This window comes from Exiguobacterium alkaliphilum (assembly GCF_018138125.1).
Lineage (GTDB): Bacteria > Bacillota > Bacilli > Exiguobacteriales > Exiguobacteriaceae > Exiguobacterium > Exiguobacterium alkaliphilum.
The window spans coordinates 2,392,321-2,410,926 of record NZ_CP073101.1; the positions used below are offsets into that span (position 1 = coordinate 2,392,321).

Annotated in this window: 23 protein-coding genes; 4 read left to right on the forward strand and 19 right to left on the reverse strand. The window is 53.1% G+C overall.

The window, feature by feature from the left end; genetic code table 11:
- Positions 1 to 103 precede the first annotated feature (103 nt).
- The 16 genes from mnhG to KB235_RS12415 all read right to left on the reverse strand — a co-directional run bounded on the left by mnhG (position 104) and on the right by KB235_RS12415 (position 13,772).
- The gene (gene mnhG, locus KB235_RS12340) at positions 104 to 463 is read right to left on the reverse strand and encodes a monovalent cation/H(+) antiporter subunit G (RefSeq protein ID WP_034816371.1); all 360 of its coding nucleotides are present in this window, start codon (positions 461 to 463) and stop codon (positions 104 to 106) included.
- Positions 441 to 740, reverse strand: coding sequence for a Na(+)/H(+) antiporter subunit F1 (locus KB235_RS12345; protein ID WP_081825915.1), 300 nt, complete (start codon positions 738 to 740; stop codon positions 441 to 443). Before KB235_RS12345 ends, mnhG begins: the two co-directional genes overlap by 23 nt.
- The gene (locus KB235_RS12350) at positions 737 to 1,222 is read right to left on the reverse strand and encodes a Na+/H+ antiporter subunit E (RefSeq protein ID WP_211779786.1); all 486 of its coding nucleotides are present in this window, start codon (positions 1,220 to 1,222) and stop codon (positions 737 to 739) included. Before KB235_RS12350 ends, KB235_RS12345 begins: the two co-directional genes overlap by 4 nt.
- Before the next feature lie 7 nt (positions 1,223 to 1,229).
- A complete protein-coding gene (locus KB235_RS12355; protein ID WP_211779787.1) occupies positions 1,230 to 2,714 on the reverse strand; it encodes a Na+/H+ antiporter subunit D in 1,485 nt (494 codons plus the stop codon).
- Positions 2,707 to 3,048, reverse strand: a complete 342-nt coding sequence (locus KB235_RS12360; protein WP_034816376.1) for a Na(+)/H(+) antiporter subunit C — start codon at positions 3,046 to 3,048, stop codon at positions 2,707 to 2,709. The genes KB235_RS12355 and KB235_RS12360 overlap by 8 nt, the downstream gene beginning before the upstream one ends.
- Positions 3,048 to 3,488 (reverse strand): Na(+)/H(+) antiporter subunit B, encoded by a 441-nt coding sequence (locus KB235_RS12365; RefSeq protein ID WP_034809885.1) that lies wholly within the window; start codon positions 3,486 to 3,488, stop codon positions 3,048 to 3,050. The genes KB235_RS12360 and KB235_RS12365 overlap by 1 nt, the downstream gene beginning before the upstream one ends.
- Entirely contained in the window at positions 3,472 to 5,910 is a 2,439-nt protein-coding gene (locus KB235_RS12370; RefSeq protein WP_034816378.1) for a Na+/H+ antiporter subunit A, read from the reverse strand. The genes KB235_RS12365 and KB235_RS12370 overlap by 17 nt, the downstream gene beginning before the upstream one ends.
- Positions 5,911 to 6,188: 278 nt before the next feature.
- The gene (gene trxA / locus KB235_RS12375) at positions 6,189 to 6,503 is read right to left on the reverse strand and encodes a thioredoxin (protein WP_211779788.1); all 315 of its coding nucleotides are present in this window, start codon (positions 6,501 to 6,503) and stop codon (positions 6,189 to 6,191) included.
- Positions 6,504 to 6,610: 107 nt separating this feature from the next.
- Positions 6,611 to 7,576 (reverse strand): electron transfer flavoprotein subunit alpha/FixB family protein, encoded by a 966-nt coding sequence (locus KB235_RS12380; RefSeq protein ID WP_034816380.1) that lies wholly within the window; start codon positions 7,574 to 7,576, stop codon positions 6,611 to 6,613.
- Positions 7,577 to 7,589: 13 nt separating this feature from the next.
- Positions 7,590 to 8,363, reverse strand: a complete 774-nt coding sequence (locus tag KB235_RS12385; protein ID WP_034809796.1) for an electron transfer flavoprotein subunit beta/FixA family protein — start codon at positions 8,361 to 8,363, stop codon at positions 7,590 to 7,592.
- 79 nt (positions 8,364 to 8,442) lie between these two features.
- A complete protein-coding gene (locus KB235_RS12390) occupies positions 8,443 to 9,021 on the reverse strand; it encodes a fatty acid metabolism transcriptional regulator FadR (RefSeq protein ID WP_211779789.1) in 579 nt (192 codons plus the stop codon).
- Between the two features lie 79 nt (positions 9,022 to 9,100).
- Positions 9,101 to 10,774, reverse strand: a complete 1,674-nt coding sequence (locus tag KB235_RS12395; protein ID WP_211779790.1) for an AMP-binding protein — start codon at positions 10,772 to 10,774, stop codon at positions 9,101 to 9,103.
- A 137-nt stretch (positions 10,775 to 10,911) separates the two neighbouring features.
- On the reverse strand, positions 10,912 to 11,385 hold the full coding sequence (locus KB235_RS12400; RefSeq protein WP_211779791.1) for a DUF4825 domain-containing protein: 474 nt from the start codon (positions 11,383 to 11,385) through the stop codon (positions 10,912 to 10,914).
- A gap of 12 nt (positions 11,386 to 11,397) precedes the next feature.
- Entirely contained in the window at positions 11,398 to 12,525 is a 1,128-nt protein-coding gene (locus tag KB235_RS12405) for an ABC transporter permease subunit (RefSeq protein WP_211779792.1), read from the reverse strand.
- Positions 12,515 to 13,396: an ABC transporter ATP-binding protein gene (locus KB235_RS12410; RefSeq protein WP_211779793.1), complete on the reverse strand. Its 882-nt coding sequence runs from the start codon at positions 13,394 to 13,396 to the stop codon at positions 12,515 to 12,517. Before KB235_RS12410 ends, KB235_RS12405 begins: the two co-directional genes overlap by 11 nt.
- Positions 13,362 to 13,772, reverse strand: a complete 411-nt coding sequence (locus KB235_RS12415) for a GntR family transcriptional regulator (RefSeq protein WP_034816390.1) — start codon at positions 13,770 to 13,772, stop codon at positions 13,362 to 13,364. The genes KB235_RS12410 and KB235_RS12415 overlap by 35 nt, the downstream gene beginning before the upstream one ends.
- A gap of 180 nt (positions 13,773 to 13,952) precedes the next feature.
- Here KB235_RS12415 and KB235_RS12420 point away from each other — a divergent pair, with 180 nt between their 5' ends.
- From KB235_RS12420 to KB235_RS12435, 4 genes are all read left to right on the forward strand, one after another.
- Positions 13,953 to 14,687, forward strand: a complete 735-nt coding sequence (locus KB235_RS12420) for a hypothetical protein (protein ID WP_211779794.1) — start codon at positions 13,953 to 13,955, stop codon at positions 14,685 to 14,687.
- Positions 14,688 to 14,807: 120 nt separating this feature from the next.
- Positions 14,808 to 15,218: a MarR family winged helix-turn-helix transcriptional regulator gene (locus KB235_RS12425; protein ID WP_138859783.1), complete on the forward strand. Its 411-nt coding sequence runs from the start codon at positions 14,808 to 14,810 to the stop codon at positions 15,216 to 15,218.
- Positions 15,219 to 15,241: 23 nt separating this feature from the next.
- Positions 15,242 to 15,880, forward strand: coding sequence for a nitroreductase family protein (locus KB235_RS12430; protein ID WP_211779795.1), 639 nt, complete (start codon positions 15,242 to 15,244; stop codon positions 15,878 to 15,880).
- 15 nt (positions 15,881 to 15,895) lie between these two features.
- Complete coding sequence (locus tag KB235_RS12435) at positions 15,896 to 16,180, forward strand: putative quinol monooxygenase (protein WP_034816396.1); 285 nt, start codon at positions 15,896 to 15,898, stop codon at positions 16,178 to 16,180.
- A gap of 42 nt (positions 16,181 to 16,222) precedes the next feature.
- Here the strand turns inward: KB235_RS12435 and KB235_RS12440 are convergent, their stop codons facing one another.
- The 3 genes from KB235_RS12440 to KB235_RS12450 all read right to left on the reverse strand — a co-directional run bounded on the left by KB235_RS12440 (position 16,223) and on the right by KB235_RS12450 (position 18,598).
- Entirely contained in the window at positions 16,223 to 17,761 is a 1,539-nt protein-coding gene (locus tag KB235_RS12440; RefSeq protein WP_211779796.1) for a hypothetical protein, read from the reverse strand.
- Positions 17,762 to 17,888: 127 nt separating this feature from the next.
- Entirely contained in the window at positions 17,889 to 18,146 is a 258-nt protein-coding gene (locus KB235_RS12445; protein ID WP_211779797.1) for a hypothetical protein, read from the reverse strand.
- Positions 18,147 to 18,154: 8 nt separating this feature from the next.
- Complete coding sequence (locus KB235_RS12450; RefSeq protein WP_211779798.1) at positions 18,155 to 18,598, reverse strand: hypothetical protein; 444 nt, start codon at positions 18,596 to 18,598, stop codon at positions 18,155 to 18,157.
- Between the last annotated feature and the right edge of the window lie 8 nt (positions 18,599 to 18,606).

Consider the following 18,606-nt stretch of genomic DNA (forward strand, 5'->3'; position numbering starts at 1 on the left):
TGCGGCTCCGGGATTGCCTGCGGAAAGCATGGGCGCCGGAAGGACGAGCGCTTCGATCGATGTTCGCCAACAAGCAAAAGACTCGCCGCGGCGAGTCTTTTCGTTATTCCAATCCTTTGTCCTTGTCTTCCTTCAATGCGTCTTGGAGTGAGTCCTTCCAGAGCGGCACGCCTTTCGTATGCGCCGCCCGGGCAATCAAATGTCCGCCGACGGGAGCCGTCAACAAGACGAAGAACAACCCGAGCAAGAGCCGTGCATCGAAGACGCGTTGGTCGACCCAGACGTGGAGCACGGCCGCGAACAAGACGAACATGACACCGAGCGTCGCCGACTTCGACGCCGCGTGTGTACGCGAGTAGATGTCAGGCAGACGGAGAAGGCCGATCGCCGCGACGACCGTGAAGAACACCCCGATGACCGTGAAGACGCCGGTCAAAATATCAAAGATCATTGTCGCGGTCATGATGGATGATTGCTCCTCTCTCTAGGTATTTCGAGAACGCCACCGTCCCGATGAAAGCAAGGATACTCAGTAAGAGGATAACCTCGAAGAACATCGTCGTGTCGAGCAAAATCGACAATAACGCGACGACCGAGATGAGCGCGATCCCGATCGAGTCGAGGGCGATGACGCGGTCCGGCGTCGTCGGCCCTTTCACGACCCGATACAGCATGAACAACATCGCGATGACAAGGATGGCGAGTGAGATGTAGATTAAGATGTCTAACCAATGCATCATTCCGTCGCCTCCTTAATGCTAGATTCAAAGTTTTCGTAAATGTCTCGTTTGAGTGCCTCTTTATCCGGCATATGGAGCGCATGGATATAGAGGATCTTACTATCTTGCGACACTTGGACGACGAGCGTCCCTGGCGTCAATGAGATGAGCATCGACAACAGGCTGATCTTCCAGCCCGATTTGAGCGACGTCTCGTACCGGAAAATCCCGGGTTGAATCTCGAGCTTCGGACTGAGGACGAGGCGCAACACCTCGAAGTTCGCCATGACGAGCTCACGTGAGAAGATGAGGAGTAGCTTAAACAGCTTAATCACTCGGATGAAATAAAAGTTTGTCCCTGTTTCACGGAAGAAGCGGCGCATCATGAAGATGACGAGCAATCCGAGAATATATCCAATCAGGAACCCATACGTCGTGAACGATCCCGTGAGGAACATCCAGATGAACGCCAAGAAAAAGTTAATCAATATTTGATAGGCCATCTTACAGTCACTCCTTTAACACGGCATCGATATAAAGTTCTGGTTGCGTGAGCGGTTCGATTGCCTGGGTAATATACGGATGCATCAACTCAGCACCGAACCCATAGGCGACCGCCACAGCGAGCAACAAGCAGACCGGGACGAGCAGACGACTTGCGTAAGGGACGAGTGGGCCGTCATACGTGCCGCGCTCTTCGCCCCAAAATCCGTTCAAGAAAATCTTGATGACCGAGAAGAGGACGAACAAGCTCGAGACGAGGACGAGAATCGGACCGAACAAGTCCCCTTCTCCGACCCCACCTTGGATGATGAGAAGCTTCCCGAAGAAGCCACTGAGCGGTGGGATTCCGGCGAGCGAGAGCGCCGCGATGAAGAACGTCCAACCGAACAGCGGGAAGCGGGTGATGAGCCCGCCCATGCCTCGGAGCTGCCCGGACCTCGTGATGCCAATCATCATCCCGACGAGCATGAATAAGACGGCTTTAATCATCATGTCGTGAATCAAGTAGTAGAGCGCCCCTTCGAGCGACGTCTGCGTGTTGACCGCGATTCCGTACAAGATGACCCCGACGGCAATCATGATGTTATAGATGATAATGAGCTTGACGTCGTTATAGGCGATCGCCCCGACCATCCCGGTCACGATTGTGAGCACGGCGAGGACGATGAGTAACGTCTGTAAGAACGTCCCGTTCACGTCAAACAGGAGCGTATACGTCCGGAGAATCGAGTAGACCCCGACTTTCGTCAAAAGTGCTCCGAACAACGCGAGAATCGGCGTCGGTGCGACGACGTACGATCCCGGTAACCAGTAGTGAAGTGGCACGAGCGCCCCTTTCAACCCGAAGACGATGATGAACAACACCCCGATGACCGAGATGACGTTCGGATTGTCGACGAGCGGAATCTTTTGGGCAAGGTCGGCCAAACTGAGCGTCCCGACGGCACCGTATAAATACGCGACCGCCATGACGAACAGGGCCGAGGCGAGGACGTTGACGAGCAAGTATTTAATCGACTCGCGCAACTGCACGCCCTTGCCGCCGAGGACGATCAAGACGTAAGACGAGATCAAGAACACTTCAAAGAAGACGAACAAGTTAAAAATATCGCCAGTCGTGAAGGCGCCGTTTACCCCGACGAGCAAGAACAGCATCGCCACGTATAAGTAGTTCTCTTCATACGCCGTCGAAAAGTAATGGACAGCGAACCAGACGATGAAGAACGTGAGGAGCGTCGACGTCGTGACGAGGAGCGCAGACAACATGTCCGAGACGAGCGTGATCGAGAACGGCGCCGGCCAGTTCCCGAGGTTGAGGGTCATGATGCCCTCGTTCGAGACCGTGTGCACCAACAAGAGCGACACGAGCAACGTGATAAAGATCGATCCAAGTGCCAGTCCGCGCTGCAGACGCACGTTCTTTGGCAGGAACATCATGATGATCGCCGCGAGCGCCGGGATGACAATCGGAAACACAGGTAAGTTAATCATTCGATTCCGTTCCTTTCATTTCCTCCATATTATCCGTGTTCAGCTCTTGGTAGGCGCGGTAGGCGAGCACCAAGAAGAACGCGGTCACCCCGAAACTGATGACGATCGCCGTCAAGACGAGCGCTTGCGGTAACGGGTCGGTATAGTCGGTCACACCGTCGACGAGGACAGGTGCGGCGCCTGTTTTCAATCCTGACATCGTCAAGACGAGCAAGTGGGCGGCGTGACTGAACAGTGACGTGCCGATGATGATGCGTAACAAACTCTTTGAGAGAATCATATAGACTGCACACATCGTCAAGACACCGATAATGATGCTAACGAAGATTTCCATTACTCACTCTCTCCAATCGTTTGAATGATCGTCATCGTGACGCCGATGACGACGAAATAGACGCCGAGGTCGAAGGCGATCGCCGTATGGAGCGTCTCTTCACCAAGAAGCGGCAAGTAGAACTTGTCATAGGCGTGCGTGAAGAACGGCAAGTCGAAGAAAATCGAATGCATCGCCGTCAACACCGCGATGAGTGCCCCGAGCGCCGTCAGACGGCGATAGTCGAACGGTAGCACCGTCGCGAGCGTCTTCGAGTCGAACGCGAGGAGGAGCAGCACGAGTGCCGCTGCCGTCATCAATCCCCCGATGAATCCACCGCCCGGCGAGTAGTGACCCGAGAAGAACAAGTGAATCGAGAAAACGATGATGATGAAGAAGATGATCACCGCGGCCGTCTGCAAAATGACGTCATTGACGCGTTTATCACTTTTTGGCTTCATGTCCATGTTCACCTTCTCCTTTCGTACGTTGTGCTGTCGTTCTGAACTTGATCATCGTGTAAATCCCGAGACCGGCGACCGCGAGGACGATAATCTCGAACAATGTATCAAAGCCACGGAAGTCGACGAGGACGACGTTGACCATGTTCTTCCCGGCAGCCAATTCATAGACGTTTTCTTTATAGTATTCCGAGATCGAGCTGAGCGACTTGTTCGACAGCGTCATGAAGCTGAGCATCATGACCGTCACACCGACAAGGACCGACACGATCGCATTGCCGACTTTAAAGCGCATCCGCACTTCTTTCTTGCTGATTTCCGGCATGTGGTAGAACACGAGCAGGAAGAGCGCGACCGAAACCGTCTCGATGACGAGCTGTGTGAGCGCGAGGTCCGGCGCTTCGAAGAAGACGAAGAAGAGCGCGACACCATAGCCGACGACACCGAGCAAGATGATTGCCGGGAGACGCGAACGCATGAACAGAATCGCGAACGCGCTCAAGACGACGACCGCACCGAGCACATACTCATATGGCGCAATCTCGGCCATCTCGTCGAACGAGAAGTTGAACATCTCATACCACCACATCGAGAACAAGAGCATCCCCGACATGAAGACGAAGATGTAAATCAAATACGAGCGAATGAAGCCCGTCATGTAGTTGTCTTTGAAGCGGTACGCCGCCTTGTTCGACCAGACGAGCGAACCGTCGTACATGCCGTTGAGCGTCAAGCGGTACGGCACACGGTTGTAGATGCCCATCCATTTGTTGAGCGTGAAGAAGAGCACCGTCCCGAGCGCGACAATCCCGATTGTCATGAGCAACTCAGGCGTGATCCCGTGCCAGAAATACAAATCGACTTCGACCGCCTGCCCACCTTCGACGAGCGACGGGTAAATCGATTCGACAGCCGGACGGATGAGCGTGTTCGATAACACGTTCGGGATGAAGCCGAGCACGACGACGAGCACGGCGAGAATCGCTGGCGGGATGAGCATCCCGATTGGCGCCTCGTGCGGCTGTTTCGGCAACTTGTCGAACTGGGCTTTGCCCATGAACGTCCGCGTGAAGATGATCAAGCTATAGACGAACGTGAACACGCTCGCGATGAACGCGACGACCGGGATGAGCAGGCCGATCGTGTCGAGCGCGAAGAAGTCGGCCGAGAACACTTTCGTCGTCGCCTTCAAGAACATCTCTTTACTGAGGAAGCCGTTGAACGGCGGTAGACCGGCCATCGACAGCGAACCGATGACGGCGATCGTGAACGTGATCGGCATGACGGTCATCAAGCCGCCGAGCTTACGAATGTCACGCGTCCCGGTCTCGTGGTCGACGATTCCGACCATCATGAAGAGCGAGCCTTTGAACGTCGCGTGGTTAATCAAATGGAAGATCGCTGCAATCGTCGCGACCATGAAGATGTTGTCATCGACCCCGTCATAATGAAGCGCCGCAGCCCCAAGACCAAGGAGCGACATGATGAGACCGAGCTGACTGACGGTCGAATACGCGAGAATCCCTTTCAAATCGGTCTGTTTGACCGCATTGAACGACCCCCAGAAGAGGGTGAACGTCCCGAACGAGACGATGATCCATAGCCAGAGCGACGACTCTTGGAACACCGGACTCATCCGCGCGACCAAATAGAGCCCCGCCTTGACCATCGTCGCCGAGTGGAGGTATGCACTGACCGGAGTCGGTGCCTCCATCGCATCCGGTAACCAGATGTGGAACGGGAACTGCGCCGACTTCGTGAACGCCCCGAGCAAGATGAGAATCATCGCCGGGATGAAGAACGGGCTATCGACGATGACCGCTTGGTTCGCGACCATCTCTCGAATACTGAACGAGCCGACCATCGACTCGAGGAGGACGATTCCCCCAAGCATCGACAGACCCCCGAACACGGTGATGAGCATCGATTTTTGCGCCCCGTAACGGGAACGCTCTTTCTCGTACCAGTAGCCGATCAAGAGGAACGACGAAATCGACGTCAACTCCCAGAACATGTACATGACGACCATGTTGTCGGACAAGACGACCCCGAGCATCGCCCCCATGAAGAGGAGCAAGTACACGTAAAAGTGGCCGAGTGATTCTTTGTCTTTATTCAAGTAATAAATCGAATACAAGACAACGAGCGCACCGATCCCCGTGATCAGGAGCGCGAACAAGAGGCCGAGCCCATCGACGTACGCCGTGAAGTTGATGCCGAGCGACGGCATCCAGCGGACCGTCTCCGTGACGACACCCCCATCACTCGTGATACCGATGTATCGGAAGAAGTACACGAATAGAAGCGTAGGGACGATTAATACGAACCACCCCGTATGTATTCGCTTCACTGCCCGAAACAGAAACGGGATAAACGGTGCCGCGAGGAGCGGCAATAAAATAGCGAGATGTAACACCGACAAGAAAATTCCTCCTTCGAACAGAGTCGTACAAGCGATATAGCGTGCCCAAACTAAAAGTAGGGTCATCTGACTACATCACGTCTCTACATGAGTATAGCGCAATTTTTCCGTTCTTAGCCATGATTAAAACTTCCCTGTTTCTTCACAAATTCAAACTATTTCTAAACTTTTAAATATGAAGGAACGCGTCGGAAAATGTAAAAAAAAATCTCATAGTTCGTCTGTCGGGTGACATACAAAAAACAACCGACCGGAGACCCGATCGGCTGTTTTGGACATTATTGTGCTGTCGCGATGAACTCTTTCAACGCTTCTTTTGGTTGGAAGCCCATTGTCTTCGAGACAGGTTGACCGTCTTTGAACATCATGAGCGTCGGGATGCTTTGGATTTGGAAAGCGCCCGCGACTTCTGGGTTCTCATCCACGTCGAGTTTGATGATTTGGACTTGGTCGCCCATCTCTTGGTCGAGCTCTTCGAGTACCGGTGCGATCATGCGGCACGGTCCACACCATGTTGCCCAAAAATCAACGAGGACGACGCCCTCTTGCACATCTTGTTCAAACGATTGAGTCGTTGCGTGTTTAATAGCCATTTGGTAAATACCTCCCCAATAAGATGTGAGAATCCACTCAGGAACCCTCATGCATTTCATGTTCAGAGTATACCACGGAGGGTAAGTTTCCCCAAACGTTCTGCACTTTAGCTACTGACGAGGTGCTTGCGGAACTCTTCTGTCAACAACGGGACGACGTCGAACAAGTCGCCGACGATGCCATAATCCGCCACCGTGAAGATGTTCGCCTCCGGGTCTTTGTTGATGGCGACGATCACTTTGGCGTTGCTCATGCCGGCCAAGTGCTGGATTGCCCCGGAAATACCGCACGCGATGTACAGGTCTGGCGTGACGACTTTCCCGGTCTGACCGATTTGGAGAGCGTAATCACAATAGTCAGCGTCACATGCTCCACGTGAAGCACCGACCGCCCCACCGAGCAGTTCCGCGAGTTCTTCGAGCGGCTTGAAGCCGTCCTCGCTCTTGACGCCACGGCCACCGGCGACGATGACTTTCGCCTCGGCGAGGTCGACTTTGCCGGTCGCTTTGCGGACGACTTCTTTGACGATCATCGCGAGGTCTTTCAGTTCGACGCTCGGCGTCTCGACCGATGCGCTCGCACCAGCCGTACGTGGTAACGCATCGATGTTGTTCGGTCGAATCGTGAAGAACATGACCGAGTCTTTGAACTTCACTTTCTCGAACGCTTTCCCTGAATAGATTGGACGGACGAACTCGGCGTCTTTACCAGATCCTTCAATCGAGACGACGTCACTGATGAGACCGGCGTCAAGACGGGCCGCGAGTTTCGGTGCGATGTCTTTGCCGAGCGCGGTATGGCCGAGGACGATTAAATCCGGTGACTCTTGATCGATGAGCTGTCGGAGCACTTGCCCGTAACCGTCCGGCGTGTAATGTTTGAGACGCGCGTCTTCGACGACGAGGACACGTCCGGCGCCATATTCCCCGAGTTCGTTCGCAAGTGCTTTGACGTCTTCCCCGATGACGACAGCCGTCACGTCATCCGTCAATTGTTTCGCCGCAGCGATGGCTTCAAATGATACGTTCCGTAACGCGCCTTCACGCGCCTCTGCGAGTACTAAAGCTTTCATATGTGTGTCCCCCTTAAATGACTTTTGCTTCCGTGCGAAGTAATTGGACGAGCTCGCTCACTTGTGACGCCGTGTCCCCTTCAAGGATGCGTCCGGCTTTCTTCTCTTCCGGCAAGAACCGTTCAATCGTCTCGATTTTCGCTTCAATCTCATCTTCATCGAGGTCGATGTCCGAGAGGTCAAGCTCTTCGAGCGGCTTCTTCTTCGCCTTCATGATTCCTGGAAGGCTCGGGTAGCGTGGCTCGTTCAATCCTTGCTGCGCTGTGACGAGAAGCGGGAGCGCCACTTCAATCACTTCCGTGTCCCCTTCGACGTCACGCGTGACCGTCGCCGTCGTCCCGTCAATTTGAAGCTCGGTGATTGTCGTCACATAGTTCATGTCGAGCAGTTCCGCCACACGTGGGGCGACTTGTCCACTTCCTCCATCGATGGCGACGTTACCGGCGAAGATGAGGTCCGGCGCTTGTTCTTTCAAATAGGTCGCGAGCACCTTCGAGATCGTCACATGGTCCGCGTCCTCGACGTCGTCCTCGATTGAGATGCGGACCGCCTTGTCCGCTCCCATCGCGAGGGCCGTGCGTAACTCTTTATCCGCATCGTCCGGACCGACCGTCACGACCGTGACTTCTCCCCCGAGATCGTCACGTTTGCGAATGGCTTCTTCGACCGCATATTCATCGTATGGGTTGATGATGAACTCGGCACCGTCTTCTTGAATTTCCCCGTTCTCGAGCTGAATCGCTTCCTCCGTATCGAACGTCCGTTTCAGCAATACAAAAATATTCATCGTAGTTCCCCCTTTAAGTTGTTCGCACCATCACTCATGAATCAGCATTCATTTTTTGGGCCAATGAGAGGGCTTACGGTTAAGCAAGCCCTTTTTTCAACATATGGTGTACTTTCGGCAGCGTCGACATCAAGTCGTACTTGAAGCCGCTCGCCATCCAACTCGTGACCACTTCATCGATCGTACCGAAAATCATCTGCCGCGCGAGCCGATAGTCGAGCTGTTTGTCGAACTCACCCGTCTCGATTCCGTGTGCGACGACCGCATCGATCAAGTTCAAATATGGTTTCAACACATTGCTAATCTTTTGACGCAATGCCAAGTTCGACTGCCGGAGCTCGATTTGCGTGACGACGGCGAGGTCGTAATCGGCCGACAGCTGTTTCAGATGTGACTCAATCAAGCGGTAAAGCTTGTCGGCGGCTGTCGCCTCTCGTTCAATCTGTTGCTTCGAATAGTCGATGAACAGCCCCATCTTCGTCTCGAACAACTCGATTAAGAGATGTTCTTTGTTCTTAAAGTACAGATAAATCGTCCCATCGGCGACACCCGCCTCTTTGGCGATGGCCGTCACTTTCGCACCGTGATACCCGTGGTCCGCAATCACTTTCACTGCCGCATCGATAATGCGGTCACTCTTTGATCCATTCTTTGTCATAAACCCCAAGCTCCTTACCGCTACTGAAAAATGAATGATGGTTCATTCATTTATTATTCTATCACGTGTGAAGGCCGTGTCAACTGCTTTGTTTCACTTGTTTCGCCTTCTCTTCATCGACGAGGACACGACGCAAAATCTTACCGACGAACGTCTTCGGCAACTCTTCGCGGAACTCGTACAGTTTCGGCACCTTATAGGCAGCAAGCTTCTCGCGGCAATGCTTGTCGAGCTCTTCTTCCGTCACGTCGACGCCGTCGCGCTTGACGATGAACGCCTTGACCGTCTCCCCGCGATACGGGTCCGGAACGCCGATACAGACCGCTTCTTTGACGGCCGGATGCTCATAGAGCACTTCCTCGATTTCACGCGGATAGACGTTGAAGCCACCGGCGATAATCATGTCTTTCTTCCGATCGACGATATAGAAGAACCCGTCCTCACCCATGTAGCCGAGGTCGCCCGTCGCCAGCCATCCGTCTTTCAAGACGGCCGCCGTCTCTTCCGGCTTCTGCCAGTAGCCTTTCATCACTTGCGGACCGTGGAGCAAGACTTCACCAATCTCTCCGATTTCGGCCGGCGTCTCGCCGTCTGCCTTTACAATTTTAGCAGAAGTGTCCGACAGCGGCGCACCAATCGAGCCGACGATGCGCTTATCCCACAAGAAGTTCGCATGCGTCACCGGTGACGTCTCCGACAATCCGTACCCTTCGACGATCCGTCCGCCCGTGATTTTCTCGAACTGTTCTTGCACCTCGACCGGGAGCGGGGCCGAACCCGAGATACAGGCCTCGATGGACGATAGGTCATATTTCGACAGTTTCGGGTCGTTCAGGATGGCGACATACATCGTCGGTGCACCCGGGAAGAAGTGCGGTTTTTTCTTGTTGATCGTCTTCAGGACGTCGGTCACGTCGAAGCGCGGGACAAGGACGAGCTCATAGCCGTTCGCCACCCCGAAGTTTAGGCAGCACGTCATGCCGTAGACGTGGAAGAACGGGACGACGCTCAAGACGCGCTTCTCGTCCCCGCGGTTATATTTATAGAAGAAGTTCGAAATCTGATCGACGTTCGCCGACAAGTTGAAGTGCGTCAACATGACACCTTTCGGAAGACCGGTCGTCCCACCCGTATATTGCAAGACGGCGACATCTTCTTTCGGATCGACTTCAATCGGCTTCACCGGTCCAAAGTTTTTAAAGTCTTTGAACAAGACCGATCCTGTCGTGTCGATGACGATATTGTTTTCGCGCTTCACTTTAATCGGGTAGAGCTTGTTCTTTGGGAATGGGAGGTAATCGGCGATGCTCGTCGTAATAATCGTCTGGATATCCGTCTTCTCTTTGACGCGAAGCGATTTCGGATAGAGGAGGTCGAGCGTGATGACAATCTTGGCGCCCGAGTCGGTGATCAAATTTTCGAGCTCGTGCTCGGTATAGAGCGGGTTCGTCTGGACGACCGTGCCTCCGGCGTACAAGACGGCGTAGAACGAGATGACGTATTGCGGGCAGTTGGGAAGCATCAGGCTGACGCGGTCCCCTTTCTGCAGTCCCTTCGACTGCAACATCGTCGCGAGACGGTGCGCTGCATCGTCGATTTGGGCGTAGGTCAGCTCTTTTCCGATAAACGAGACGGCCTTCCGGTCCGGGAAATCTTTCGCGGCGCGGCTGAGCGCCTCATAAAGCGGCTTCACCTCATAGTCAATCGTCTCGAGCATGTCGGCTGGGTAATCTTGTAACCATGGTTTGTTCATCGCTTTTCCTCCTTGGAATGAATGATGGTTCAGTTAACTCCATTATATGACGAAGAAAACGCTTTCATCTACCCTTTACCCGATAATTTTCAGAAAATATCGAAAAAACGTGATTGGATGATGAAATCCAATCACGTTCAAATGCGTTTGAAGTAGTCTTCCGTCTGCACCTCGTTACCGATTTTCTCATCGAGGCGAAGCACCAAGTCTTTCTCCCATTTGATTGTTGAGAAATCGATGCCGAGCCACGCCTCCATCTCCGGCCGTGAGAACGCGTACGTCCGGTTCGGGAAGGCGAAGCGGACGATTTCGGCGTTCTTGACGAGCGTGAAGTACGTCGCGGCGTTCCGGATGGCGAGCCGCTCTTGTTCAATCCGTTCGAGCTCCGGATCGTCATAGCGCACGGTCAGACCGTACGGACGCTTCTTCGTCTGCAGCTCGATCGACTTGTAACAGTCATGCATCGGCAAGTTTTGGGCAATCCCGATGACGGCGCTATTGTCGCCAACGTATGAACCTTTGTATTGGAACGGATTCGGGCGACCTGTCGACGAATCCGCACAACCCGTTAAGACGAGGAGCAGGGCGAGCAATAGACTGAACCGTTTCATCGGAATGCCTCCTTATGATTTGAGCTGCAAGTTGAAGCGGTAAAGCAGACGTCTCGCGAGTAAGTGCGCGAGGAAGCCGCCGATCAAGAAGCCAATAATATACAGCGTCACACTCGTCGGGTACGAGAATGCCGAGAAAATGATGCCCCCGAGCATGGCGAAACAAATGACCATCACGACATGGACGAGCCAGAGCCAGCCTGTGAACATGAAGAAGCGGCCGTTGTTCTCCTGCGGGGCCCGGTTGAACGTGAGAAGACCGAGCGTGAACGTCAACCCGATGAAAAGGAGCGAACTGAATAGCCCGACCGTCGTGAAGTCACGCCACACCGAATTGTCGGTAAACAAGTTATACGTGTCGACATTTGCGATGTTCACAAGCGGTGACACGATGCGCATCGGAAGGCTTTCCATTGCTGCCGAGTACCAGTCGTACGAGACATATCCTGCAGTCGCTTGAATCGACCCGTACACCAATGACAAAATTCCAACCGGGAACAAGAAAGCAACAATCGACCAGAGCACTTGAGAAATTGCTTCGCCTCCGAACGAGCCCATCCAAAGCGACAACGTGAAGACGGAGATGCCAATCAAGATGACTAAACCAATGACCGCAAACACTTTCAACGTTTCCCCTTCAATCAAGAACGCATAGCGTGACGTGTGAATCACGACGAGCATGATTGCCCCGCCAATCAGTGATGAGAGGATGATGCCACTGACGCCGATCAACCATTTTGATATGTACAGCTGGTTGCGGCTGAATGGGAGTGACATCGAAAAGTCGGACATTTGGCTGTTGCGCTCACTGCCAATCAAGACGGACGCCATTAAAAATCCGAACACGACGTAGAGGAAGAAGACCGTCTCGAGCGGTAAGAGCGACCCTAAGTCACCAATCCAATAGCCAGCCCCGGCTGTCGTATTGAAAAAGTCTTCTGTCGTGAGCGTGGCGATGTCTTTCTGCGTCCCTTCCTGATACTGCGACGGGTTCTGTCGGACATCTTGAATCTGTTCATCATAAAATTGCATCTCGTTGAACACTGGAACCGTATAAGCAAGAATCCCGAGCGCGATGAGTAAGATCCATAAGAGCGATACTTGTTTCCAATCTTTTTTAAGTAACACGTTAGACAACATTCGCCTCACCTCCTAATTGGACGCGGAACACGTCTTCTAGCGACATCGGAATCTCTTCGACGAGCATCGGCTTGTAGCTGTCGACGAACGCCTCGAGCTCATCCGACCGCTCCCGGGCCATGAACAAGACGACACGCCCGGTCACGCTTAAAATTTCGATGTCTTTTCGTTCGAGCAGCGCGACCGGCACCTCGTCTTGGAAGACGACTTGCCACTTCACGCTCAAGGCACGCGCCTCTTCGAGCGTCATGACGGCTTTGACCCGTCCCTTTTCAATCATGATGACACGGTCGGCGATTCGCTCGAGCTCGTGCAACTGGTGACTCGAGACGATGATTGAGCAATCACGCTGCTCGATTTGTGCGATCATGAGCTTCAAGACGTCCGCTTTGGCGACGACATCGAGTCCGTCGGTCGGTTCGTCGAGAAGATAGTACTTCGCCTGGACAGCGAACGCGAGCGATAGCGTCACCATCGCCTTCTGTCCTTTCGAGAGCTGGCGAATCTTCTTGTTGTCGATGTTGTAGCGCGTGAGCGTCTCACGGAACGTCGAGCGGTTGAACGACGGATAGATCGACTCGTATAAGGCAGCTGCTTCGTTCACCGTGTAATGTTTGAGCGCGTCGGCCGAGTCGGGCACGAAGATGACGTCCCGTTTCAATTCCGGCGTGTTGAAGATACTCGTCTTCCCATATAAGACATCGCCTGCGTCCGGTCGGATGATGCCGACCATCGTCCGGAGGAGCGTCGTCTTGCCGGCCCCGTTCCGTCCGACGAGCGCGACGATCTCGCCGCGATGGACCGTGAAGTCGACCCCGTCGAGCACGGTCTGTCGATCAATTTTCTTCGTTAGTTGCTGGACTGTCAGCATGACTCTCCCCTACTTTCTTATATTCGGTCTCGAACAACGTCACCGCTTCGTCGAACGAGACGTTCGCGTAATGGCAATCGATGGCGAGTTTTTGAATGGCTTCAATCACCGGTCCGCGTGAAGCGTCCTGGTCGACCCAATCTTTTGACACGAACGTGCCACGGCCACGATGCATCTCGAGCAGTCCGAGACGCTCGAGCTCTTGGTAGGCCTTACTGACCGTATTCGGGTTGATGACGAGGTCGGTCGCGAGTTCGCGTACCGACATGACCTTGTCCCCGGGCCGTAAAATGCCACGGATGACGAGCGCTTTCGTCTGGTTGACGATCTGTTCGTATAATGGTTCCGAACTTTTCATATCCATATTGTAAAGCAATGGCTCACACCCTCTCCTTAAATCCGTTATAAGTGTATTATATGTACTAGTACACGTAAATGCAATAGTTCTTCGATGGCATCTTTAGTTTACAGGTAATTGGAAATAATTTGTATACGCCTTTAGACCGAGACGTGGGTGGGACTTTTCGGGTACATTGGAGGAGAGGTGACAGCAGACATGAAAAAGAGATTATTGATTGGCGCAGCTGGCCTCGTTTTAATCGGTTCGATGTATGGGCGTGGCGAAGCGACCGAGCGGTATGAGACGTATATTTACGACACGTATGGAGAGAACGTCGAAGTGGACGTGTCGCGCGATTGGAAAATGGCGAACTTCAAAGCGACGTTCGAACTCGAACGTCCCCCGCTCCAAGGCACGTATCACGCCCGGACGTACGGTGACGGGACGATCCATGACGACGTGATGCCGACGTACTGGGTGAACGAAGCAGAGTCGACGTTGCGCACCCGGCTCGTCGACGCGAATGCCTTGACGGAAGCAGAGACGGTGCGCGCGACCGTGTCCGATGGCGCCGGACGAGGACAGACGATCGAGACGATGCCGGCGACGTCCATCTTTGAACTGAATCCTGAACGATTTTTAGGTGTCGCGATCATGTTGCACGAGGCGTGGGACAATACGGACGAGCAAAAGCGACGCGTCCTCGACATCATCCGTCTGCTCGAGGACGATGTGAGGTCGATTCACTTCTCGTTCGACGGGACGCCGGACGAGGATGACGACTTCACGGAACGTTATTTGAACGTGACGCAGAACGGGCGCGACGGCGAGCCCTCGTTCGCCTCGCTCCAAACGATCGACGACTTGAACGACCACGACCGGCTTTACGGGTTCGACGAGACGACGTTCATCACGGAATACCGTTTTGACGGGACGGCATATGAGGAGTGATCACCATTCGCAAAAGCGGATGGTTTTTTGTGAGCATTCTCCTTTACAGGACATCGTGAATGTTTTACATTTGACGAGTCAACAATTGACTTATCAAATGAGAGGGGTGAGACACCACAGATGGAGTTACGAGACATCAGCCGACTGCTGTACCAAATCAAACTGGCGGACCAACGCGTCGCGACCTCGTTCGAGAAAGAGACGGGGTTCAGCCTGACCCGTTATGAGATGCTCATGATCGTGCATGACAAGGGCGTCTGTTCGCAAAGCGAGATTCAGCAGGCGATGAAAATCGACAATGCGGCCATCACCCGCCATTTGAAGATCCTTGAAGAAAAAGGCTACGTCCGACGGGAACGGAACACGGCGAACCATCGCGAAGTGTTCGTCCATTTGACCGACGAAGCCAAACATGACTTGACGAGCTGTGAACAAGACCACGACCGTGGCAAGCATTTGATCACGAGAGTGCTGTCCGAGTCAGAAATCAATCAGCTGTCGAGTCTGCTGCAAAAGCTGAACCAACTATAACAAGAGAGAAAGAGGTAATATCCATGGCAACTACATTCGAAAACAACACATTCACTGACGTGATGCTCGGTCGCAAATCGATCCGCGTCTACGACGAGAACGTCAAAATCTCACAACTTGAAATGCTTCAAATGATCGAGGAAGCGACAACAGCCCCGTCTTCAGTCAACATGCAACCATGGCGCTTCGTCGTCGTCGAGAGCCCAGAGGCGAAAGAGACGCTCAAGCCGCTCATCCGCTTCAACGTCCGTCAAAACGATACGTCGGCTGCGATGGTGCTCATCTTCGGTGACATGGAATGTTACGAATATGGCGAACAGATTTACGACCAAGCCGTCGCGGAAGGCAAAATGCCAAAAGACGTGCGCGACCAACAGCTCGCTGCCATACTCCCGTACTATAAGAACTTGTCAAAACAAGAGATGAACGACATCGTCAAAATCGACTCGAGCCTAGCCGCGATGCAATTCATGCTCGTCGCTCGTGCGCACGGTTACGACACGAACCCGATCGGCGGTTTCGAGAAAGACCAACTTGCGGAAGCGTTCGGTTTAGACAAAGACCGCTACGTGCCGGTCATGATTCTCTCAGTCGGGAAAGCGGCAGAAGAAGGCTACCAATCGGTCCGCCTCGACGCTGAAACAATCACGAACTTCAAATAATCGGAGGAACCCCACATGATCCTAATCAATGCCATCTTCGACGTGAAAGAAGACGCGTTTGACAGCTTCTTAGCGGACATCAACAAGCTCATCGATTCGTCGAAACAAGAAGCCGGTTGCTTGAGCTATGAGCTGTTCCAATCGACGACGTCAGAGAACCGGTTCGTCATGATCGAGAACTGGGCCGACCAAGCGGCCGTCGAGCAACACAACCAAAACCCGGACCTCATCGCGTTCGCTCAAAACGTAGGCAACTACGTGACGGCGAAACCGGTGCTCCATGTGACGGAAGTGAACTGAACAAAAAACTCCGCCCTACATGATGTAGGAGCGGAGTTTTGCTTATAGTCCGATGATCGCGACCGACACACCGAGGACACCGATGAGCGCCATCGCGTAAACCGGTACGCGTGGCATCTCGCCGTTGTTATCGAGCGCCTTCCCGAACATGAAGAACACGAGCGGGTGGACGAGGAACGGCATCGAGAAGATGAGCGGGATGAGAAGCGAAGCTTCCGTCCCGAACATGCCGCCTTGAATCGCCGCGAAGAGACCGAAGTGCGAGATCGCCGACGACTGGGCCATTGCCGAGTAGTCGAATGCGATCGTGCTGAAGCTGAGGAGCACGAGTCCGCCGAAGACGGCCATGATCTGCCAGCCGAACGAGAACTGCATGAGCGCCTTGACTTCTTTGAAGTCTTCGCCGTTCGCAGCGCGCAAGTTTTTGAGCGCGAGGAACGTGAGCGTGAGACCGACCAAGGCGATGATCGCCGTCGGCCAAATCCAGAGCGCCCCGTTATCGGCACTGACTGCCAAAATCGAGAAGACGAAGATGTGACCGAAGAACGGGATGTTGATCATGATCGGGGCACGTTTCGCTGCGACTTTCCCGAAGTCACCAGCCGTACATGCGCCTGTGAGACCACTGTGCGACAGTGATCCGGCCATACCTGGTGCGAGGTTACGGATATGCGCCGTGCGGGCGAACCACATGAGAAGCGCAATCCCACCGAACATCCAGAACAATTGACCGAAGAATCCGTAGAAGAGGACCGAGTTCATACCTTCGATGGCGAACGCGTCACTGATGCGTGACCCCCCGACCATGAAGTTCGCTGCCAAGACGACCGGGATCCCGGCGAAGAGGAGCGCACGAACCGTCGGGCCATACGTCCAGTTTTGGCAGATGGCACCGAGTGCTGACGAGACGATCATCGCGAAGAAAATCTGCGGGAGCGCGATGACGGGTTGGACGAGCATGGCAATCGCGTACGAGATGAACAAGATGGCGAGAAGAATCACCGTCTCAATCAAACCTTTACGCATATACACCTGCTTGTCGTCGATTTGCGCCTTGTGGTCGATCAAGAGGAACGACGCCGCGAGACCGATTAACGCGAGAATCGGGTAGTAGAGCATGATCCCTTCCACCGTACCCGGTTGAATCATCATACGGAAGAACCCTTCTAGTCCGACGAGCAAGAAGAACGAACGGAGGATGAAGATGAACTGCGTCCGTCCCGTTCCGAGGAACATCTCTTCTTTTGACGGCACGACGATGTCTTTTACGTCGAGCGCTTGCTTGCTTAAGATTTTACGAAGCTCTTGTCCCCCGACGAAGAACGAGACGACGAGCGCGATAATCGTCGTTCGTGACATAAAGTCGACGAGCGGGAATTCTGGGAGACCCGGCGTCGCGATGCCCATCTCGACCATGACGAAGCCGAGACCGAGGCCGAAGATGACGATGACGAGGATTGGCGAGAACCGTGAACCGGCCACGACCATCCGTGACAAGATGACCATCGGGATGACGAAGGCCATTAACAACCAAAACTGGTTGAGTAATTGAACTTGAGATAACTGCTGAACAATTTCCATGGATAAACCCCTTATACATTTTTTTCACACTGTCTCGAAGTGTAACGTATTGTCGATTTTGTGACAAGGGGGTGTGACGTATTGTAAAGATTGAAAGCGGAACCAAATGAATTGGTCCCGCTTTCGGTCAATTATTCGGTTGGCGAAGACCCCAAATGCCTTTATTTCCTGTGGCATAAAACAAGTCTTCTTTCCCGGCGAAACTTGCGGAATCACTCGAGTGGGCACGAATTTGTTTGTTGACGTGCGCCTTCCAATCTTTGTACCGATCGAGTTCGAGTTGATAGTACGACTTCTCGATGTAGTCATAAATTTCTTTCAAAGATGCCTTCCCGCCATGATGCTGGAGGGCGAATTGGATTTTGCGAAGTAGTGCGCGCTTCAAGTTATCCCTCACCTTTCACTAAATACTTCTAAATACTCTTCAAACTTTTGTTCAACCGCTCTGACGATTCTTTCATGAGCAAATTCGCTCTCAATACAAAATTCTTCCTTAACACAGAATATATCATCAACTAACTTAAAAGGCGGAGAAATATTGCTCACTCTTGTAGGAGTAGTCGATAGGTACTTCAATGGCAGTGTTTTTAAGTGCCGTTTCATTTTCGCTTCGGAGAAAGGAGCTTTAAATTCCTCGCTTATATTTTTGAGAGCGTAAAAGCGGTGTTGGCTACTAACTAAGTCATAATAAGGTCTTGCTAGTTCAGTTATTGAAATTGGAGCATGCCAATCATGAGGACCCCGCTCTAACATAATCTTCAGTACATTCATTTTATAAGGTCCCTGCCTATCGAACTCATCTATGTACTGAATTAACTGCTTAAGCCGTTCTTCCATAATTACGC

Bases quoted from the DNA above. Each gene is read 5' to 3' on its own strand.
- mnhG (WP_034816371.1), bottom strand. From the start codon at position 463: ATGACCGCGACAATGATCTTTGATATTTTGACCGGCGTCTTCACGGTC.
- KB235_RS12345 (WP_081825915.1), bottom strand. From the start codon at position 740: ATGATGCATTGGTTAGACATCTTAATCTACATCTCACTCGCCATCCTT.
- KB235_RS12350 (WP_211779786.1), bottom strand. From the start codon at position 1,222: ATGGCCTATCAAATATTGATTAACTTTTTCTTGGCGTTCATCTGGATG.
- KB235_RS12355 (WP_211779787.1), bottom strand. From the start codon at position 2,714: ATGATTAACTTACCTGTGTTTCCGATTGTCATCCCGGCGCTCGCGGCG.
- KB235_RS12360 (WP_034816376.1), bottom strand. From the start codon at position 3,048: ATGGAAATCTTCGTTAGCATCATTATCGGTGTCTTGACGATGTGTGCA.
- KB235_RS12365 (WP_034809885.1), bottom strand. From the start codon at position 3,488: ATGAAGCCAAAAAGTGATAAACGCGTCAATGACGTCATTTTGCAGACG.
- trxA (WP_211779788.1), bottom strand. From the start codon at position 6,503: ATGGCTATTAAACACGCAACGACTCAATCGTTTGAACAAGATGTGCAA.
- KB235_RS12380 (WP_034816380.1), bottom strand. From the start codon at position 7,576: ATGAAAGCTTTAGTACTCGCAGAGGCGCGTGAAGGCGCGTTACGGAAC.
- KB235_RS12385 (WP_034809796.1), bottom strand. From the start codon at position 8,363: ATGAATATTTTTGTATTGCTGAAACGGACGTTCGATACGGAGGAAGCG.
- KB235_RS12390 (WP_211779789.1), bottom strand. From the start codon at position 9,021: ATGACAAAGAATGGATCAAAGAGTGACCGCATTATCGATGCGGCAGTG.
- KB235_RS12395 (WP_211779790.1), bottom strand. From the start codon at position 10,774: ATGAACAAACCATGGTTACAAGATTACCCAGCCGACATGCTCGAGACG.
- KB235_RS12400 (WP_211779791.1), bottom strand. From the start codon at position 11,385: ATGAAACGGTTCAGTCTATTGCTCGCCCTGCTCCTCGTCTTAACGGGT.
- KB235_RS12405 (WP_211779792.1), bottom strand. From the start codon at position 12,525: ATGTTGTCTAACGTGTTACTTAAAAAAGATTGGAAACAAGTATCGCTC.
- KB235_RS12410 (WP_211779793.1), bottom strand. From the start codon at position 13,396: ATGCTGACAGTCCAGCAACTAACGAAGAAAATTGATCGACAGACCGTG.
- KB235_RS12420 (WP_211779794.1), top strand. From the start codon at position 13,953: ATGAAAAAGAGATTATTGATTGGCGCAGCTGGCCTCGTTTTAATCGGT.
- KB235_RS12425 (WP_138859783.1), top strand. From the start codon at position 14,808: ATGGAGTTACGAGACATCAGCCGACTGCTGTACCAAATCAAACTGGCG.
- KB235_RS12430 (WP_211779795.1), top strand. From the start codon at position 15,242: ATGGCAACTACATTCGAAAACAACACATTCACTGACGTGATGCTCGGT.
- KB235_RS12435 (WP_034816396.1), top strand. From the start codon at position 15,896: ATGATCCTAATCAATGCCATCTTCGACGTGAAAGAAGACGCGTTTGAC.
- KB235_RS12440 (WP_211779796.1), bottom strand. From the start codon at position 17,761: ATGGAAATTGTTCAGCAGTTATCTCAAGTTCAATTACTCAACCAGTTT.
- KB235_RS12450 (WP_211779798.1), bottom strand. From the start codon at position 18,598: ATGGAAGAACGGCTTAAGCAGTTAATTCAGTACATAGATGAGTTCGAT.